This window comes from Pseudomonas sp. 43(2021), from assembly GCF_017490805.1.
In the GTDB taxonomy this organism is placed as follows: domain Bacteria; phylum Pseudomonadota; class Gammaproteobacteria; order Pseudomonadales; family Pseudomonadaceae; genus Aquipseudomonas.
In genome coordinates this window covers 38,109-53,404 of record NZ_JAFGYJ010000014.1, presented here as the reverse complement: position 1 = coordinate 53,404, position 15,296 = coordinate 38,109, and the positions used below count along the sequence as shown (strand labels likewise).

The following is a 15,296-nucleotide window of genomic DNA, read 5'->3' as shown; positions in this document are numbered from 1 at the left end:
CTACTTATCTGGCGACGGGGTAAAAATGAGGTTGATCGGCAACTATAAAGGGCTGGCGAATATATTTCACCCAGCAGAAGCATCTGCTGACGATTGACGGGTTAGGATAGGCGTCTGTTTTACATTCAGTTTGCCAATGGGAGTCTCCATGAGTGCCGTCACCCGTGCCGCCGTCGAAGGCGTGCTTCGCCAGTACACCGACCCCTACCTGAACCAGGACCCGGTCAGCGCCGGCTGCGTGCGCGCCATCGATATCCAGGGCGGGCAGGTCAGCGTGCAGTTGCAGCTGGGTTATGCCGCAGGGCTGTTCAAGAACGGCTGGGCCCAGGTGCTGCAGACCGCCATCGGCAACCTCGAGGGCGTCAGCAGTGCCCAGGTGTCGATCGACTGCGTGGTGGCCGCGCACAAGGCCCAGGCCCAGGTGCCGGCCATGGCCAACGTCAAGAACATCATCGCCGTGGCCTCGGGCAAGGGCGGTGTGGGCAAGTCGACCACCGCAGCCAACCTGGCCCTGGCGCTGGCCCGCGAAGGTGCGCGGGTGGGCATTCTCGATGCCGACATCTATGGCCCCAGCCAGGGCGTGATGTTCGGTATCGCCGAAGGTACCCGCCCGCAGATTCGCGAGCAGAAGTGGTTCGTGCCGATCAAGGCCCATGGCGTGGAAGTCATGTCCATGGCGTTCCTCACCGACGACAACACGCCGATGGTCTGGCGTGGCCCGATGGTTTCCGGCGCGCTGCTGCAGCTGGTGACCCAGACTGCCTGGGACGACCTGGATTACCTGGTGATCGACATGCCGCCGGGCACCGGTGACATCCAGCTGACGCTGGCGCAGAAGGTGCCGGTGGCCGGCTCGGTAATCGTCACCACCCCGCAGGACCTGGCCCTGCTGGACGCCAAGAAGGGCGTGGAGATGTTCCGCAAGGTCAACATTCCGGTGCTGGGCGTGGTGGAGAACATGGCTGTGCACATCTGCTCGAACTGCGGCCATGCCGAGCACCTGTTCGGCGAAGGCGGTGGCGAGAAGCTGGCGAGCCAGTATGGTGTCGACCTGCTGGCGTCGTTGCCGCTGTCGATGCTGATCCGCGAGCAGGCCGATAGCGGCAAGCCGACGGCGATTGCCGAGCCGGAAAGCCAGATTGCCATGGTCTATCAGGAGCTGGCCCGTCAGGTGGGTGCGCGGATCGTGCTGCAGGAAGCGGCGGCGCCGGCAATGCCTAGCATTACCATCAGCGAAGATTGACTGGCAGACCGAGTCGCCTGCTTCGCGGGTAAACCCGCTCCCACAGGTACAGCGCTGTTCCTGTGGGAGCGGGTTTACCCGCAAAGAGGCCGACTCGGTCTTTCGGCCAGGCATAAAAAAACCCGCCGGAAGGCGGGTTTTTTGAAAGCAAGGAAGCTTCGATCGACTTAGGCGATCTGAACTTCTTCAGCCTGCATGCCTTTCTGGCCGCGGGTAGCGACGAAAGTAACAGCCTGGCCTTCTTTCAGGGTTTTGAAGCCGTCAGCTTGGATGGCTTTGAAGTGCACGAACAGGTCGTCGCCCGACTGAGGGGTGATGAAGCCGTAGCCTTTCTCATCGTTGAACCACTTAACAACACCGGATTGACGGTTGGACATTTTTCTGTCTCCTTGGACAATTTGATAACGGTCAGGAAAAACCCTGGCCGGGACTGAGCGCAAAGAGAGCAGAAAATTCAGCGATGGGCCGATCAGGATCGTGCATCAAACTAGAGATTCTCGGTGTCACGTGCAGCACAGTGGCGTCACCTTACCCCACTTTCCGCAACCTGCCAATGGTCAGAAGGCGCTTTACGCAAATTCGGATCGACGGCGGCTGCAGCCCCCGCCCGGCGCGGGATGAGGCAAGGAACTTTAACCCGGGCGCGGGGACCGGTAAGATGCGCGTCTGGTTTTTCCCCTCGCAACTCTTCAGGACACCCCGCCATGAGCATCAAATCGGACAAGTGGATTCGCCGCATGGCGCAGGAACACGGCATGATCGAACCGTTCGTCGAGCGCCAGGTGCGCGGCGAACAGGACAGCCGGGTGATCTCCTTCGGCGTCTCCAGCTACGGCTATGACGTGCGCTGCGCCGATGAATTCAAGGTGTTTACCAACATCAACTCGGCCACCGTCGACCCGAAAAACTTCGATGCCGGTAGTTTCGTCGACATCAAGAGCGACGTGTGCATCATCCCGCCGAACTCCTTCGCCCTGGCGCGCACCGTCGAGTATTTCCGCATTCCGCGCGATGTGCTGACCATCTGCCTGGGCAAGAGCACCTACGCCCGTTGCGGCATCATCGTCAACGTCACCCCGCTCGAACCCGAGTGGGAAGGCCACGTGACGCTGGAGTTCTCCAACACCACCACGCTGCCGGCGAAGATCTACGCCAACGAAGGTGTGGCACAGATGCTGTTCCTGCAGTCCGACGAAGAATGCGAAGTGTCGTACAAGGACCGTGGCGGCAAGTACCAGGGCCAGCGCGGCGTCACCCTGCCGCGTACCTGAGCCGACGAGCGCGGGGAATTTCCCCGCGCCTTTGGCACTCCAATGGGTAACGCCGGTGCGCATGATGCGCAACGGCTCTCGCCAGGAGCTGCCAATGAAACTCCACCCCGCAATCAGTGCCAAGCTGGCTGGCCTGCAGCCCAACCACGTCGGTTTGCTGCCATGGTCATTGCTGGCGTACCCGTTGCCTATGCAAGCGGGGGGCGTACCTCACCAGCCAGATCCCGATGACCCGCAGCCACCGGACCCCGGTGAAAAGCCACCTATGGAGCCGGGCGAGCCGACCCTGCCTGACGAGCCGCCACCCGCGCCTGTGGCCTGAGCAACGCGGCAACGGTTTGCCTGGTCAGTTACCCAGCAGATAACCGCTGCGGCATACCTGCTCGCCGGCGACATGGGCGATGACCATGCCGGCAGTTGCCATGCGCCGCACGCTGCGGGCATACAGCAGGCCGGGCTGGCTGTTGTGCACGGCAGTCACCCGGTCGTTGAGTGGGTCGATGACTTCGGCAATCAGCTGGCCGGCCTCAAGATGCTGCCCCGGTCTGGCGTGGTACACCAGTAGCCCCCCCAGTGGCGCTATCACCGGTTCGACGGCGGCCAGCGGCGTGGCCGGGCAGCGCAAGGCGGGCAGGGCGGCTGCGGCACCTTCAATCACCCCCGCGTGGGTCAGGAAGTCGAGGATCGCCTGGCAGTCCTTGCTGGCCAGGTCGTGGCTGACATCTGCCTGGCCACGCAGCTCCACGGTGACCGAGCAGCAGCCCAGCGGGATCGGGAAACGCTTGCCGAAGCGTTGCTGCAACTGCCACCAGACCAGGCTGAAGCATTCATCGAACGACTGCCCGCCCGAGTCGGTGGCCAGCAGGCTGGCCTGGGCTCCCAGATAGCGGGCCAGCGGTTCGATTTGCGGCCAGGCGTCTGGCGTGGTGTACAGGTGTTCGACTGCCTCGAAGTCGCAGTGCAGGTCCAGCACCATGTCGGCATCGCAGGCCAGGCGTTGCAGAATCAGGCGCTGAGCCTGTAGCGGGGTGCGCGCGGGGTGTGCGTCCAGCCCTCGGCGCAGGTATTCGCGGATCAGCTCAAGGTTGTGTGCTGGATCCTCGGTCAGGTGCTGTTCGATCTGGTCGCCGATGTTGTCCGACAGATCGACGAAATTACGGTTGAAGTTTTCTCCGCTTTGCAGCTCGAAACGCCCCAGTGGCGCGTCCAGCAGCACCTGTTCCAGGCCAACCGGGTTGGCTACCGGGACCAGGATGATCTCGCGCTGCAGGCGGCCTTGCTGTTCCAGTTCGCCCAGGTGGCGCTTGAGGTGCCAGGCTACCAGCATGCCGGGCAGCTCGTCGGCATGCAGCGAGGCCTGGATATAGACCTTGCCGCCACCGCGGGGGCCGAAGTGGAAACTGTGCAGTTGGCGCGTGACGCCCGGAACGGGGGAAAGCAGGTCGTGGGTTGAATGGTGCATGGTGGTCCTGGCTGCGTGGCGAAAACGGTCTGCGACACGGGTCGGCACACAGATAGAAGCATAGATTTGCCGCGTCTGCCTCATTCCGGATGTGTTCGGCCGGTACAGGCAACTTGGCTACTGCAGGCGTGCAATGCCTGCCAAGGTCGCCAGGTCATCTGCCTCTTGCACCGGCTTGTCCAGCGGCCATCGCACCCAGGGGAGGGGCGATGGCCATTACTAGTCAGTCACTGCTCAGCGCAAGGACATTTTCCAGCCGGATGCCAAGGCCTCCGCCACGCTGGTCTTTTCTGCGTAGGCGATATTCTTGATCAACCCTCCCTGCACCAGCCTGGGAGATGTGTGGAAGTAGTCCCAGCTGGAGGTACCGTCTTCAATTTGCAGTTCCTGTACATTGACAGGAACTTCAAAGGTGACCGGTGAGGTAACTGCCGGTTTGCAAATTTCAACGTCGATCATGCTGTAGCTTGCATTTTCATCACCGGCCCACAGCTGTAACTCGATGGTGCTGCCATCTGGAATTTCTTGCGTTTCTGGCCAGGAGACTTCGATCTTCAGGGTTTCAGTGGTCATGACGAACATCCTCTAAATGAATGGAAACCGCGTGTTCCGATACAGCACACGCGGTCCGGAGGAGGTTAAAGACCTGGATGGAGGATAAGGAGTTGGAACCTTAACCCTTAGCGAGCCGGTACTAGCGTCAGCCGCTGGTTGCCATACGCTCGCCCGAAGTTCTGCTGCTGCAGCGGCAGGCTCATGAAGCGCCCCTTGAACCAGGCGTCCAGGCCGTCGCTGTAATGCTTGCTGGCCGGGTTACCGGACTGTCCGCTGCTGGTCAGCACCTGCAACGGCTCGGCCTGGCCGAAGTCGACGATCATCCGTGCCGACGCCGGCAGGCGGGTGTCGAAGTCACTGCCCCAGGCGTATGGCGTCAGGGCCAGGGTGGTGAAGTCGCCACCGGCAGCCAGCGGCGAGCGGCTGATGGTATCGCCCAGGCCGTGGTAGGCCGGTGCCGGCCAGCGGTACTGGTGCAGCTTGCCCCACTGCCAGGCGCGGCGGTCGGCACCCAGTTGCGCAGTGCCGGCATCCACTGCGCCAGCCAGGCTGCGGGCCAGGATGGCCGGCTTGTCTTCCTTCTGCGGGGTGCTGCGGTCATCCCAGAACGGGCTGTCGTCGCGGCCCAGCAGGTGGTCTGCCTGTGCCGAGAACGACAACCGCGCATTGCTGACGAAGGCCTGCCAGGCCGGGCCGGATTCCGGGCCCAGGTCGTCGAGGAAGGTTTGCCGGGCCACTTCCTGGAGGAACAGTTCGTACAATGCGGCATCGCTCGATACCGGGCTCAGGCGGCCATCGAAGGCCTTGAGCCGGGCCAGCGCGTCCCGCGCCTTGTCGCGCTGTGCGGCGGGCAGGGCGTCGATGGCCTGCTTGAGTGGCTGGGCCATGCCGGGGGCGTCGAACATCTGCTTGAGCTTGTCGGCCAGCAGGGTGGTCTGGTCGTTCTGCAGGGCCATCAGGCTGCGGCTGTCGTGACGGCCATTGCCGGCCAGCTGGGCCAGACGTTCGGCGCGTTCGGGGTAGTACCAGGTGCTGGACAGCTGCATGCCATAGCCACGCGGCAGGCTGCGCTGGTTGGCGTGGCCGATCCAGCCGGCGGGCGGGTCCTGGTCGTAAGGGTGCAGCATCGGGTCGGCATAGCCGTCCCAGTCGTAGCGCCCGTCCCAGCCCGGCGAGGGCAGCAGGCCCTGGCCTTCGCGGCGGTTGGGGTAGCGCCCACTGACTTGCCAGCCGATGTGCTCGGGTTCGGCAAAGATGAAGTTGAGGGCGGCGGCGGTCACTTCACGGGTACTGTCGAAGGCTCGCTCCACGCTCTTGGCCCGGGTCAGGTCGAACAGTGCATCCAGGCTGCGGTCGCCCTTGAACTGAGGCAGGTTCAGCGCCAGGCCGAGGCTGGCATTGCCTGGCTGGGCCAGCAGGGTGCCGTGGCGGGTGTCGTACATCACCTCGCGCAGTGGGCGCTGGCCGCGGACGAAGAAGGTTTCGCTACGGGCGCGGGCCGGCAGCCATTTGCCGTCGGCCAGGTAGCTCAGCTGGCTGCCCTGCTGGCGCAGTTGCTCCAGGTACAGGTCCTGGTTGTCGGCCATGACCGCGCTGCTGCTCCAGGCCAGCTTGCCGTTGTAGCCGGCCAGCACGATCGGCAGGCCGGGCAACGACAGGCCGGCGACCTGGTACTTGCCGGTGTGGATCTGCACCGGGCTCAGGGCCCAGGCAGCTCGGCTGTCGCTGGCCAGCAGGCTCTTGCCGCTGTGGCTGCGCTGCGGCGCCAGGGCCAGGTTGGCCGAGCCAGGGCTGCCCAGAAGGTCGAGGTCGGCGAGCTTCTGGCTGGCAGCCGCCAGGGCCGGCAGGCCCGGTAACTGGCTGGCCAGGTTCAGGCCCTTGAGCTTGTCCACTTCGGCTTCGGCCAACGGCTCGTCCGGGGCGCCGGGCAGCAGCCAGGCCAGTTTGTCGCTGCCGGCTTTCTGCGCCAGGGCCAGGGCGCTCAGTTCTTCCTGCAGGTTCACCGACTGGCTGAAGGCGTACAGGCTGAAGATCAGGGCCGAGTCTTCGGGCTTCCAGTACTCGGGGCGGTAGCCACTGCTGGCCAGGCCGGCGGGCAGCTTGTCGCGGTAGCGGAACAGGTAGGCGTTGACCCCGCGTGCATACACTTCGAAGAAGCGCTTGAGCCGTGGCGAGGCATCGGCGTACTGCTGGGCGGCGCTCTGCTTGAGGTTGGCCGCGCGCATCAGGCGGTCGATGTCCAGCGCGTCGCTGCCGGCCAGCTCGGCCAGCCGGCCCTGGGCCAGCAGGCGCATGGCGACCATCTGCTCGATGCGGTCGCCGGCGTGCACATAGCCCAGGCTGAACAGGGCGTCATGGAAGCTGCTGCTTTCGATCAGTGGCGCGCCCATGGCGTTGCGCCGTACCGAGACGTTCTGCGCCAGGCCCTTGAGCGGCTGCACGCCGCTGGTCTGTGGCACGCTGTCCTGGTAGCCGCCCGTCTGGCAGCCGGCCAGCCCGAGCATGCCGAGCAGCGTGGCAGCGGTTGCGAACCGCGGGCGGAAGGGAGGAAAGGCGGGGGCGGCCATGACAAGGGCTCCTGCAAGGCGTGGCGGTTTTGGAAAGGCGCTAAGGTAGTTAGCGCGCAGGCGCCGTGCAAGGTCCCTGGGCGCTTTATTTTTTGTGCTTGGCGTGGGGTGTGTGGCGCCTGTGGGATCGAGCGCCGCCCGCACGGCGCATCGCGAGCGAAGCTCGCTCCTACATTTGTTTCGGGCCAATTATTCCTGTGGGATTTGCGCGCGAACGCCTTGGCGCATGGCTCGATATCGCGTCGTACAAACAAGGCGGTCGCGTGCGCTGGCACAGGCGATACTGGCCCGAAACAGATGTAGGAGCGAGCTTCGCTCGCGATGCGCCGCGCGGGCGGCGCTCGATTTACGCACCCTCTCAAAACTCAAGACAGGCACTCAAACCTTGAAATGCTCGGCCACGGCGTCGGAAAAGTGCGTGCAGTTGATGCGCGCATGGCGTTGATAGTCACGGCTGACGGCAAAGGCCGAGCCTGGCATCAACAGCACCTTGTGCTGTTCCAGGCGATGCATGAAGGGCTGCAGGTCGGCCAGTTCGGGGTGGTAGACCCACAGGAACATGCCGCCTTGCGGCGTTATGTCGAACTGCCAGCCACGTTCCCTTAACAACCGTTGGGTCTGGGCCTGCTGGCGGATCAGGCGCTGCTGCAGGTCTTGCATGTGCCGGGCATAGGTGCCGTCGGACAGGATGGTGTTGACGAAGCGTTCGCAAAACGCCGGCACCGCCACGCAGGTCAGCAGTTTCAGGCGTGTCAGCGGCTCTATCAGGTCGGTCGAGCAGGCGATGTAGCCCACGCGCAATGAAGCGGACAGGCATTTGGAGAAGCTGCCGATGTAGATGACCCGCTCAAGGTTGTCCAGTTCGGCAAAGGTCTGGCGCACGCCCGGGCTGAAGTCGCCGTAGACATCATCCTCGACCACGAAGAAGTCGTGTTCCACCGCCAGACGCAAGATGCTGAAGGCATTGTGCGGGCTGATATTGCCGCCGGTCGGGTTGTGGAAGGTGCTGTTGCAGAAGAACGCCTTGACCTTGTGCCTGGCCAGGTGCTCTTTCATGTCTTCCACGTTCGGTCCGTCCTGGGTTCGCCGCACCCCGACCACGTGGCCACCGGCCAACTGGATCAGCTTGATCAGGTTGCCATTGCCGGGCTCGTCGACGAACACGTGATCGCCTGGCTTGATCAGCAACCGCGCCACCAGGTCCAGCGCTTGCGTGGCGCCCAGAGTGGTCAGCAACTGGCCTGGCTGGGCATCGACACGGGTCAGGCGTTTCAAGTGCACGCACAGCTGTTTGCGCATGGGCAGGTAGCCCTGGATGTCGCCATATTCCGCCAGCGAACTCTGCTCCAGCCGCGCCGTGCGCCGAATCGCCTTGGCCAGCAGCTCGGTGTCACGCCAGGCGGGTGGCAGCCAGCCGCTGCCCAGTTTGGTGTAGTGCTGGCCCCCCTGCAGCAGCCTGAACAATGGGTCGCCGGCCATGCCTGTGGGCGCATCCACCGTGCCGGTTTGCCGTGTATGGCTGGCGACGAAGTAGCCGCGGCCAGGAATGGCGGTCAACACACCTTCGCTGACCAGCCGGGCATAGCTGGAGACGACATCGTGGTAACTGCAGTTGACCGCCGCCTTCAGCTTGCGGATGGACGGCATGCGCTGCCCAGGCAGCCATTCGCCGGCTTCAAGGCGCTGTTTCAACTGGTCATGAAGGCTATGCGGGCGCATGTCGGGTCCTGCAACTGTTAGAAAAAATAGCCTAACAGTTAACCGGAAAGCGCGTCGACTGTTCGCATTTCAGAGCGCGGCAGATGCGACCATGCAGCTGTCGGCACTTTTCGCGATGTCGAAATCACCCCGTCCACCTACCGTGAGCACACGCTATGTCGAGCACACTACCGCGGCGCACTTATCTGTTTTTCACCGCGCAATCGATCAATCTGACGACTGCGGTCATGTCCGTGACCATGGCGGCCATTGTCGGGGCGGCACTGGCACCTGCCGCCACGTGGTCCACGGTGCCTTACGGTTTTCAGTTTCTCTGCATGATGCTGGCTACCTACCCGGTCTCCGGGCTGATGAGCCGTATCGGCCGCAAGCGGGCGTTCATGCTGGGCTCGATACCTTTGGCGGTGTCCGGCATCACCGGCTATCTGGCCGTGCTGTACCAGCACTTCCCGACGCTGGTGGTCAGTCATTCGGCATTGGGCATCTACATTGCGTTTGCCAACTTCAACCGCTTCGCGGCCACCGACAATCTGGCCCAGAACCTGAAGCCAAGAGCGCTTTCGCTGGTCGTGGCAGGTGGGGTGATCGCTGCCGTGGTCGGGCCGGCGCTCACCGAATGGCTGCGCGACCTTGGCGGGTATCCGTTGTTTTCGCTGTGTTACGCCGCCTTTGTCGGCCTGGCGGTGATGTCCTTGCTGATAGCGGTTTGCCTGCCCGACGACAGCGGTATCGCCGATACCGACCGTGCAGCGAAACCGGCTGGTACAGCCGCTGAGCCGCTGAGCCCGGTGGTCGCCTTGGCCATGGCAGTGGCCGCGCTGGGCTACGGAATCATGAATTTGCTGATGATCCAGGCGTCGATGCACATGAAACACATGCATGAGGACTTTTCCGACGTTCGCCTGGCGATTCAATGGCATGTGATTGCCATGTTCGCCCCGTCGTTCTTCACTGGCGCCATCATCCACAAGCTCGGGATCAGGGCCACCATCTGTCTAGGCCTGGGCCTGTTGATCGGTTGCACGGCCATGAACATATGGTCGCACAGCTACGCGATGATGACCTTGGCGCTGATAGCCCTCGGTCTGGGCTGGAACCTGACCTACGTGGGTGGAGGGGCGCTGTTGGCGCAAACGCTGCAAAACAGCCCGGCTGCGATGCAGATGCAGGGGAAAAACGATCTGGCCATTGCGGTGTTCGCGACCATTGGCGCATTCAGCCCGTCGCTGTTGCTGGGCTCGGTCGGCTGGGACGGCACCAATGCCATTTGCATGGCCCTGTGCATCGTGCTGCTCATGGCCACCGCCGGGGTGCTGCAGCGCAAGGTAGCCGGGCCTGCAAGGGCCAGCTAGGCAGGAAGGCCCCGACTACCCACAGCGCGGCCCGTAGCAGGGACGCGCAAGTGCTGTTCAGGTCAGGCGCCGTGGCACTTCTTGAACTTTTTCTGGCTACCGCACGGGCAAGGGTCGTTACGGCCAACGTCTTTCAGGGCGTTGCGTACCGGCTCCTGGTGGCCGTGGTTGCAGTGCGGGCCGTGTACATGGCCATGATCGTGGTGGTGATCATGATCGTGGTTGCAGTCAGGGCCATGAACGTGGGGTTGTTGGGACATTGCAGGGTTACTCCGGGTTGTAATCGCCGGGGATTATCTCACCACTGCGCGACAAGTGCAGGTCCCGATGGATGAGCAACCCGGTCGCCAGCTCGCCCTGCAGGTTGTAATGCAACGGTTGCTCGCTTTTCAGCAGCTTGGCCAGCGGTTTCAGGTGCTGCCACAGGTTGGTCCGCGCGGTGATCTTGAAGGTGCGCCGGGCATGCCCGCCGACACTGCGCCACAGGCTGGTTTCATCCTGCACCAGCAACAGGTCGTTGAGGCGTATGGCATACGACAGGTTGCGGATGAACAGGCGGCTGTCATTGGGGTTGTCGACCCGCAGGTGCAGCACGAACTCCTGCTCCAGCAACCTGGCCTTGACTGTCTCCACCTTGACCAGGTGCACCTCGGGCTCGCGCCAGTCATCACCGCCCCAGCTGGCGCAGCCCGCCAGCAGTGCCAGCCATGCCATCAGGGCGGCGAACAGCAGCGGGCGGGGGCGGGCGATCATGTTCAGCTACCCACGTAACTGGCGCAGCATTTCTTGAACTTCTGGCCGCTGGCGCAGGGGCAGGGGTCGTTGCGCCCGGCCTTGAGCCCGACCGTGGGGTCGATGAAGTACCAGCGCCCGGCATGCTGGACGAATGCCGAGCGCTCGCGGTGCTGATGGTCGCCCTCCTGGTCGTGCCAGCGAGCGGTAAAGGTGACGAAACCGTGCTCCGGCTGGCCGCCCAGCACTTCTGCGCTTTCCACCTCCAGGCCCAGCCAGGTGCTCTGGGCACTCCAGGCGGCCATGGCGGCGCGGTCCAGGCCGGCTTGCTGGGCCGGCAGGGTGGTGGCCACCAGGTAGTCGACCAGGCCCAGCACGTAGGCACTGTAGCGCGAGCGCATCAGGGCCTGGGCATCCGGTGCCGGGGTGCCGGCATGGTAATGCCCGCAGCAGGCTTCGAGCAGGTTGCCACTGCCACAAGGGCAGACCGAGACACTCATCATCACCACCAGTACTTGCCGAAGTTTTCAGGGTTGGCCCAGAACTTGGCGTTGAGCCAGTCCGGTACCTGTTTGTAGTCATGTAGATCATAGGTGAACAGGCTCAACACCTGCTGGTCACGGCGGAATTTCTCGCTGGCCGACAGGGCCAGGGCAAAGAAATCGGTGTCTTGCCAGCCACAGGCGGCCAGGTCGGTCAGCACCGCGACCCGGCTGGCATTGAGGTTGCGAATGCCACCGAGCAGTTCCAGGCCGGTGCGTTTGGGCAGGTGCTCCAGGCAGTCCACCAGTACCGCCAGGTCAAAGCGCTGGGCTGCCAGTTCGGCCGGTAGCGGGCCTGGGGCGGCAGTGGCGATGGTTACCTGTGGGTGCGCCTGGGCGAAAGCGTCCAGCGCCGGGAAGCGCGTGCCTACCAGCAGCAGGCGTTGCGGGGTGAAGCGCTCCAGCAGGGCCGCCAGGGCCTGCTGCGGGGTGCGCTGGGAAAAACCGTCGGTCATTGGCAATCCTCGTTGAAGTCGTCCAAGACTAGCGGGCCGCAGCGTGCGGGCAAAGAGGCATGTGACCGTGTCGTGGCTTATTGGTGGCAGGGATCAAATGCTCGGTCTTTACTCCCAGAGATCGGCCTTATGCCGATTCCCCCTAGGAGAAGCAATGAAATGAGCATAGTACGCACAGCGATACCCCTGGTCCTGCTCACCAGTGTGTTGACTGGTTGTGCAGGTTTGCAAAAGACCGACTGGCCGAAATGTGCTGCCGTCGGGGGTGTAGGCGGCGCTGCCCTGGGCGCCATCGAGAGTTCCAGCTGGGCTGGCTGGGGCGCGTTGCTGGGCGGTGGCCTGGCGGCGGGCTATTGCTGGGCCCATGGCGATGGTGACGAGGATGGCGACGGCGTGCCGGACAGCCGTGACAAGTGCCCTGGCACCCCGCGTGGTGTGCAGGTGGATGCCAACGGTTGCCCGCCGCAGCCGGCTGCGGTGGTGGAGGAAGTGGTGGTGCAGAAGGAAGAAGTCATCGTCATCCGCGATGTGCACTTCGAGTTTGACTCTGCGCGCCTGACCGCCAGCGACAAGGAGCGCCTGAACACCATTGCCACGCGCCTGAAGCAGGAAGCGCCGTCTGCCCGCCTGAGCGTCAGCGGCCATACCGACAGCGTCGGCTCCGACAGCTACAACCAGAAACTGTCCGAGCGCCGTGCCCACTCGGTGACCGATTACCTGGTCGAGAGCGGTGTGCCGCGCAGCAGCTTCGTGTCGGTGGTCGGTGCCGGTGAAACCCAGCCGGTGGCCGACAACGCCACGGCCGACGGGCGTGCCATGAACCGCCGTACCGAGATCAAGATCCAGCGGTAGAACGGCGTGCGCCCGTGCCTTGAGCAGTGGCACGGGCGTGCCTTGACGGCGGTCAGCCGTTAGTGGCCAATGACACAGGAGCATTCAGCATGAGTGTGACGTCGAAGGCGGCGCTGCCGCTGTTGGTGGCTGCCAGCCTGCTCACGGGCTGCGCCACCCACAGCGATGGCAGCGCGCCCCTCAACCAAAGGACCTGGCCCATCTGCAGCCTGCTCGGCGGCCTGGTCGGTGGTGGCCTGGGGGCCATCGAAAGTTCAAGCTGGGCGGCCGGCGGCGGTGCCCTTGGTGCCATTGCCGGGGGCCTGATCTGTTACGCCCAGGATGGTGACGAAGATGGCGACGGCATTTTCGACCGCCGCGATCGTTGCCCCGATACCCCTGCCAACACTACGGTCGACCACATGGGTTGCCCGTTGAAAGTGTACCCCGCATCGCCGCCTGCCACTGAACCTGAACCCTCGCCAGAGGTGATCATCCTGGATGACAACGGCGCAGTGATGTTCGCCTTCGACTCCGCCGAGCTGACCCCGGCGGCCCAACAGCGCCTGCAGGGCCTGGTGGCGAAACTGGATTCACCGACGGTGACCAAGGTCAGCGTGATCGGGCATACCGACAACGTAGGCTCCGACAGCTATAACCAGGCGCTTTCCGAGCGCCGCGCCGGCAGCGTGGCCGAGTACTTGATCGGCCAGGGGCTGGCGCCGGGCAAGGTCACCAGTCAGGGGCGCGGCGAGAGTGAACCGCTTACCGACAACGAAAGCGAGGAGGGCCGCGCCCGCAACCGACGGGTGGAGCTGCACCTCAACTGAGCGGTGCTGGCGCCTGCCTTGGCATTGCAGTTAATGTTGGTCGCACGGCCCGCTCGAACGGGCCGTCTCGACATAACAACAATCCATGGGGGCGGGGTATGAAGTTCATCCTGGGCCTGGGCAAGGTCCTGACAGTCGCTTTCTGGGGTGTGGTGTTGTTCAATCAGTTGATGCCACAACCTTTGCCCTTCAACCTGCTGATCAACGCCGCGGGCATCGCCTTGCTGGGCCTGCACCTGCTCGAAGTGCTGTTCTTCAATGGCAGCTTGCGCGGGCGCAGCCACCGCTGGTTCGATCGTCTGCAGATCCTGTTGACGGGTATCTTCCATGTCATGTCCATTCCCCGTGCGCAGGAGGCGCCGCGAAATGCGTAATCTGATGTTGCTGGCCATGTTGGCCGCTCCCCTGGCCCAGGCCGAAAGCCTGGTGGTCGCTGCCAACTCCATGCTGCGCCTGCCCGACAAGTCGGCCAGCGTGCACCTTGCGCACCTGCGTGTCGCTGACGCCGCAACCCTGCTGCTGCCTGCCTCGCTCGCGGAACTGAAGGTCGACCAGCTGGAGCTGGGGCGCGATGCGCGTATCGCCATTGCACCGTCCGATAGCCCGTTGCTGATCGAGGCGCGCAGCGCGCGGCTGGGTGAGGGCAGCGAATTCAGTGCGCCGGGGGCGGCAGGCACCTACCAGCGGGGAGCCCGGTCGGGTCGCAGCCTGGACCTGAAACTGGCTGAAGTGGATGCCGAGCGGCTGGCGATCGATGCCCGTGGCGGTGCCGGTGCGCCGGGTTACGTGGGGCTCGATGGCGCCAACGGCCAGGCCGGTGGCTGCACCTGGGGCCAGGCCAGCCGCGGTGCCAATGGCGATGACGGCGGCAACGGGCACGATGGCGCGCCGGGTGGGCGCATCCGCCTGAGCGTGCCGCAGGGCTTCCCGCAGGAGCGCATCGTGGTGCGTCTGGACGGTGGTGCACCGGGCAAGGCCGGGGCTGCTGGCAAGGCCGGTAAAGGCGGGGCGAGCAAGGGCTGCCTGGTGTACCGCACCGACGCCGGTGCCAATGGCCGCCCGGGGCAGCCGGGCCAGCCCGGGTTGGCGGGGGCAGCGGGCGAACTGATCCTGCAGCGCCTGTGAAACCTGTACTGGCCCTATCGCCGGCAAGCCATGGGCAGTACCTGTGGGAGCTGGCTTGCCGGCGATAGGGCCGGTGCAGGCAGCATCAGATCATCAGGCGCGAACTGGCCACTGCGACCACGGCCAGGCCCAGCAGCAGGTTGATCCCGACCATCCGCCGAATCCGCCCCAGCACTGCCGCACCCGCCGGCCAGTCCTCGGCCTGCACCGCCGCCTTCAGTTCCGGCAACAGCAATGCCTGGATGCGCATGAACAGGGCAAACATGGCGATGCCCCCACCGATCATCACCTGCACATACTTCGGTGCAGTCTCGAAGCCGCTGAAGCGCATGTGCAACATGCCGATACCACTTATCGCCAAAATCGCCACGGCCAGCCAGACCCAGCCGAAGAAGCGTCGGAAAACTTCCACCCACAAGCGCAGCCGGGCAGGCCCTTCAAGGGCTGCAACCGTTGCCGGGCGCAGCACCAGCCAGGCGAAGAACATGCCGCCGACCCACACCAGGGCGGCCAGTACATGCAGTGTGTAGGGCAGGGCAAAGGCAAGCATCCGGATCTCCATGCGGCATAAAGGGCAATAGCGGGGTATGATAGCCGCCCCATGCGAAACAC

At 64.1% G+C, this 15,296-nt stretch carries 18 protein-coding genes; 8 read left to right on the top strand and 10 right to left on the bottom strand.

What is annotated here, in order from left to right:
* Positions 1 to 148: 148 nt before the first annotated feature.
* On the top strand, positions 149 to 1,243 hold the full coding sequence (apbC, locus tag J5M71_RS14035) for an iron-sulfur cluster carrier protein ApbC (RefSeq protein WP_016713757.1): 1,095 nt from the start codon (positions 149 to 151) through the stop codon (positions 1,241 to 1,243).
* A gap of 167 nt (positions 1,244 to 1,410) precedes the next feature.
* Here the strand turns inward: apbC and J5M71_RS14030 are convergent, their stop codons facing one another.
* Positions 1,411 to 1,620, bottom strand: a complete 210-nt coding sequence (locus tag J5M71_RS14030; RefSeq protein WP_003254922.1) for a cold-shock protein — start codon at positions 1,618 to 1,620, stop codon at positions 1,411 to 1,413.
* Between the two features lie 327 nt (positions 1,621 to 1,947).
* Between J5M71_RS14030 and dcd the strand changes: the two genes are divergently transcribed.
* Positions 1,948 to 2,514 (top strand): dCTP deaminase, encoded by a 567-nt coding sequence (dcd, locus tag J5M71_RS14025; protein WP_003258001.1) that lies wholly within the window; start codon positions 1,948 to 1,950, stop codon positions 2,512 to 2,514.
* A gap of 94 nt (positions 2,515 to 2,608) precedes the next feature.
* Positions 2,609 to 2,836 carry a hypothetical protein gene (locus J5M71_RS14020; protein WP_063913128.1) on the top strand — a complete coding sequence of 76 codons (228 nt, stop codon included), beginning with the start codon at positions 2,609 to 2,611 and terminating at the stop codon, positions 2,834 to 2,836.
* A gap of 24 nt (positions 2,837 to 2,860) precedes the next feature.
* Here the strand turns inward: J5M71_RS14020 and J5M71_RS14015 are convergent, their stop codons facing one another.
* From J5M71_RS14015 to J5M71_RS14000, 4 genes are all read right to left on the bottom strand, one after another.
* Positions 2,861 to 3,976, bottom strand: a complete 1,116-nt coding sequence (locus tag J5M71_RS14015) for a succinylglutamate desuccinylase/aspartoacylase family protein (protein WP_207832917.1) — start codon at positions 3,974 to 3,976, stop codon at positions 2,861 to 2,863.
* A gap of 234 nt (positions 3,977 to 4,210) precedes the next feature.
* Positions 4,211 to 4,549 carry a hypothetical protein gene (locus tag J5M71_RS14010; RefSeq protein ID WP_207832914.1) on the bottom strand — a complete coding sequence of 113 codons (339 nt, stop codon included), beginning with the start codon at positions 4,547 to 4,549 and terminating at the stop codon, positions 4,211 to 4,213.
* Between the two features lie 107 nt (positions 4,550 to 4,656).
* Positions 4,657 to 7,098, bottom strand: a complete 2,442-nt coding sequence (locus J5M71_RS14005) for a penicillin acylase family protein (RefSeq protein ID WP_207832912.1) — start codon at positions 7,096 to 7,098, stop codon at positions 4,657 to 4,659.
* A gap of 378 nt (positions 7,099 to 7,476) precedes the next feature.
* Complete coding sequence (locus tag J5M71_RS14000; protein ID WP_207832910.1) at positions 7,477 to 8,817, bottom strand: PLP-dependent aminotransferase family protein; 1,341 nt, start codon at positions 8,815 to 8,817, stop codon at positions 7,477 to 7,479.
* Between the two features lie 155 nt (positions 8,818 to 8,972).
* Between J5M71_RS14000 and J5M71_RS13995 the strand changes: the two genes are divergently transcribed.
* On the top strand, positions 8,973 to 10,169 hold the full coding sequence (locus tag J5M71_RS13995) for an MFS transporter (RefSeq protein WP_207832908.1): 1,197 nt from the start codon (positions 8,973 to 8,975) through the stop codon (positions 10,167 to 10,169).
* Positions 10,170 to 10,231: 62 nt separating this feature from the next.
* Here the strand turns inward: J5M71_RS13995 and J5M71_RS13990 are convergent, their stop codons facing one another.
* Genes J5M71_RS13990 through J5M71_RS13975 form a run of 4 tightly spaced genes read right to left on the bottom strand, consistent with a single transcriptional unit; the run spans position 10,232 to position 11,898 of the window.
* Positions 10,232 to 10,429, bottom strand: a complete 198-nt coding sequence (locus tag J5M71_RS13990; RefSeq protein WP_003258907.1) for an SEC-C metal-binding domain-containing protein — start codon at positions 10,427 to 10,429, stop codon at positions 10,232 to 10,234.
* 7 nt (positions 10,430 to 10,436) lie between these two features.
* Positions 10,437 to 10,922 carry an LEA type 2 family protein gene (locus tag J5M71_RS13985; RefSeq protein ID WP_207832906.1) on the bottom strand — a complete coding sequence of 162 codons (486 nt, stop codon included), beginning with the start codon at positions 10,920 to 10,922 and terminating at the stop codon, positions 10,437 to 10,439.
* 2 nt (positions 10,923 to 10,924) lie between these two features.
* Positions 10,925 to 11,401, bottom strand: a complete 477-nt coding sequence (locus tag J5M71_RS13980) for a YchJ family protein (RefSeq protein ID WP_063913121.1) — start codon at positions 11,399 to 11,401, stop codon at positions 10,925 to 10,927.
* 2 nt (positions 11,402 to 11,403) lie between these two features.
* Positions 11,404 to 11,898 carry a DUF6231 family protein gene (locus tag J5M71_RS13975; protein ID WP_207832904.1) on the bottom strand — a complete coding sequence of 165 codons (495 nt, stop codon included), beginning with the start codon at positions 11,896 to 11,898 and terminating at the stop codon, positions 11,404 to 11,406.
* Positions 11,899 to 12,057: 159 nt separating this feature from the next.
* On the opposite strand from J5M71_RS13975, the gene J5M71_RS13970 reads away from it, so the two are divergent.
* From J5M71_RS13970 to J5M71_RS13955, 4 genes are all read left to right on the top strand, one after another.
* On the top strand, positions 12,058 to 12,750 hold the full coding sequence (locus tag J5M71_RS13970) for an OmpA family protein (protein WP_063913119.1): 693 nt from the start codon (positions 12,058 to 12,060) through the stop codon (positions 12,748 to 12,750).
* 89 nt (positions 12,751 to 12,839) lie between these two features.
* A complete protein-coding gene (locus tag J5M71_RS13965) occupies positions 12,840 to 13,559 on the top strand; it encodes an OmpA family protein (protein WP_207832902.1) in 720 nt (239 codons plus the stop codon).
* A 98-nt stretch (positions 13,560 to 13,657) separates the two neighbouring features.
* A complete protein-coding gene (locus tag J5M71_RS13960; RefSeq protein WP_051100302.1) occupies positions 13,658 to 13,933 on the top strand; it encodes a DUF1145 domain-containing protein in 276 nt (91 codons plus the stop codon).
* The gene (locus J5M71_RS13955) at positions 13,926 to 14,684 is read left to right on the top strand and encodes a collagen-like protein (RefSeq protein ID WP_207832900.1); all 759 of its coding nucleotides are present in this window, start codon (positions 13,926 to 13,928) and stop codon (positions 14,682 to 14,684) included. Before J5M71_RS13960 ends, J5M71_RS13955 begins: the two co-directional genes overlap by 8 nt.
* 85 nt (positions 14,685 to 14,769) lie before the next feature.
* Here J5M71_RS13955 and J5M71_RS13950 read toward each other — a convergent pair whose 3' ends face one another.
* A complete protein-coding gene (locus tag J5M71_RS13950; protein WP_207832898.1) occupies positions 14,770 to 15,234 on the bottom strand; it encodes a CopD family protein in 465 nt (154 codons plus the stop codon).
* Positions 15,235 to 15,296: the final 62 nt, after the last annotated feature.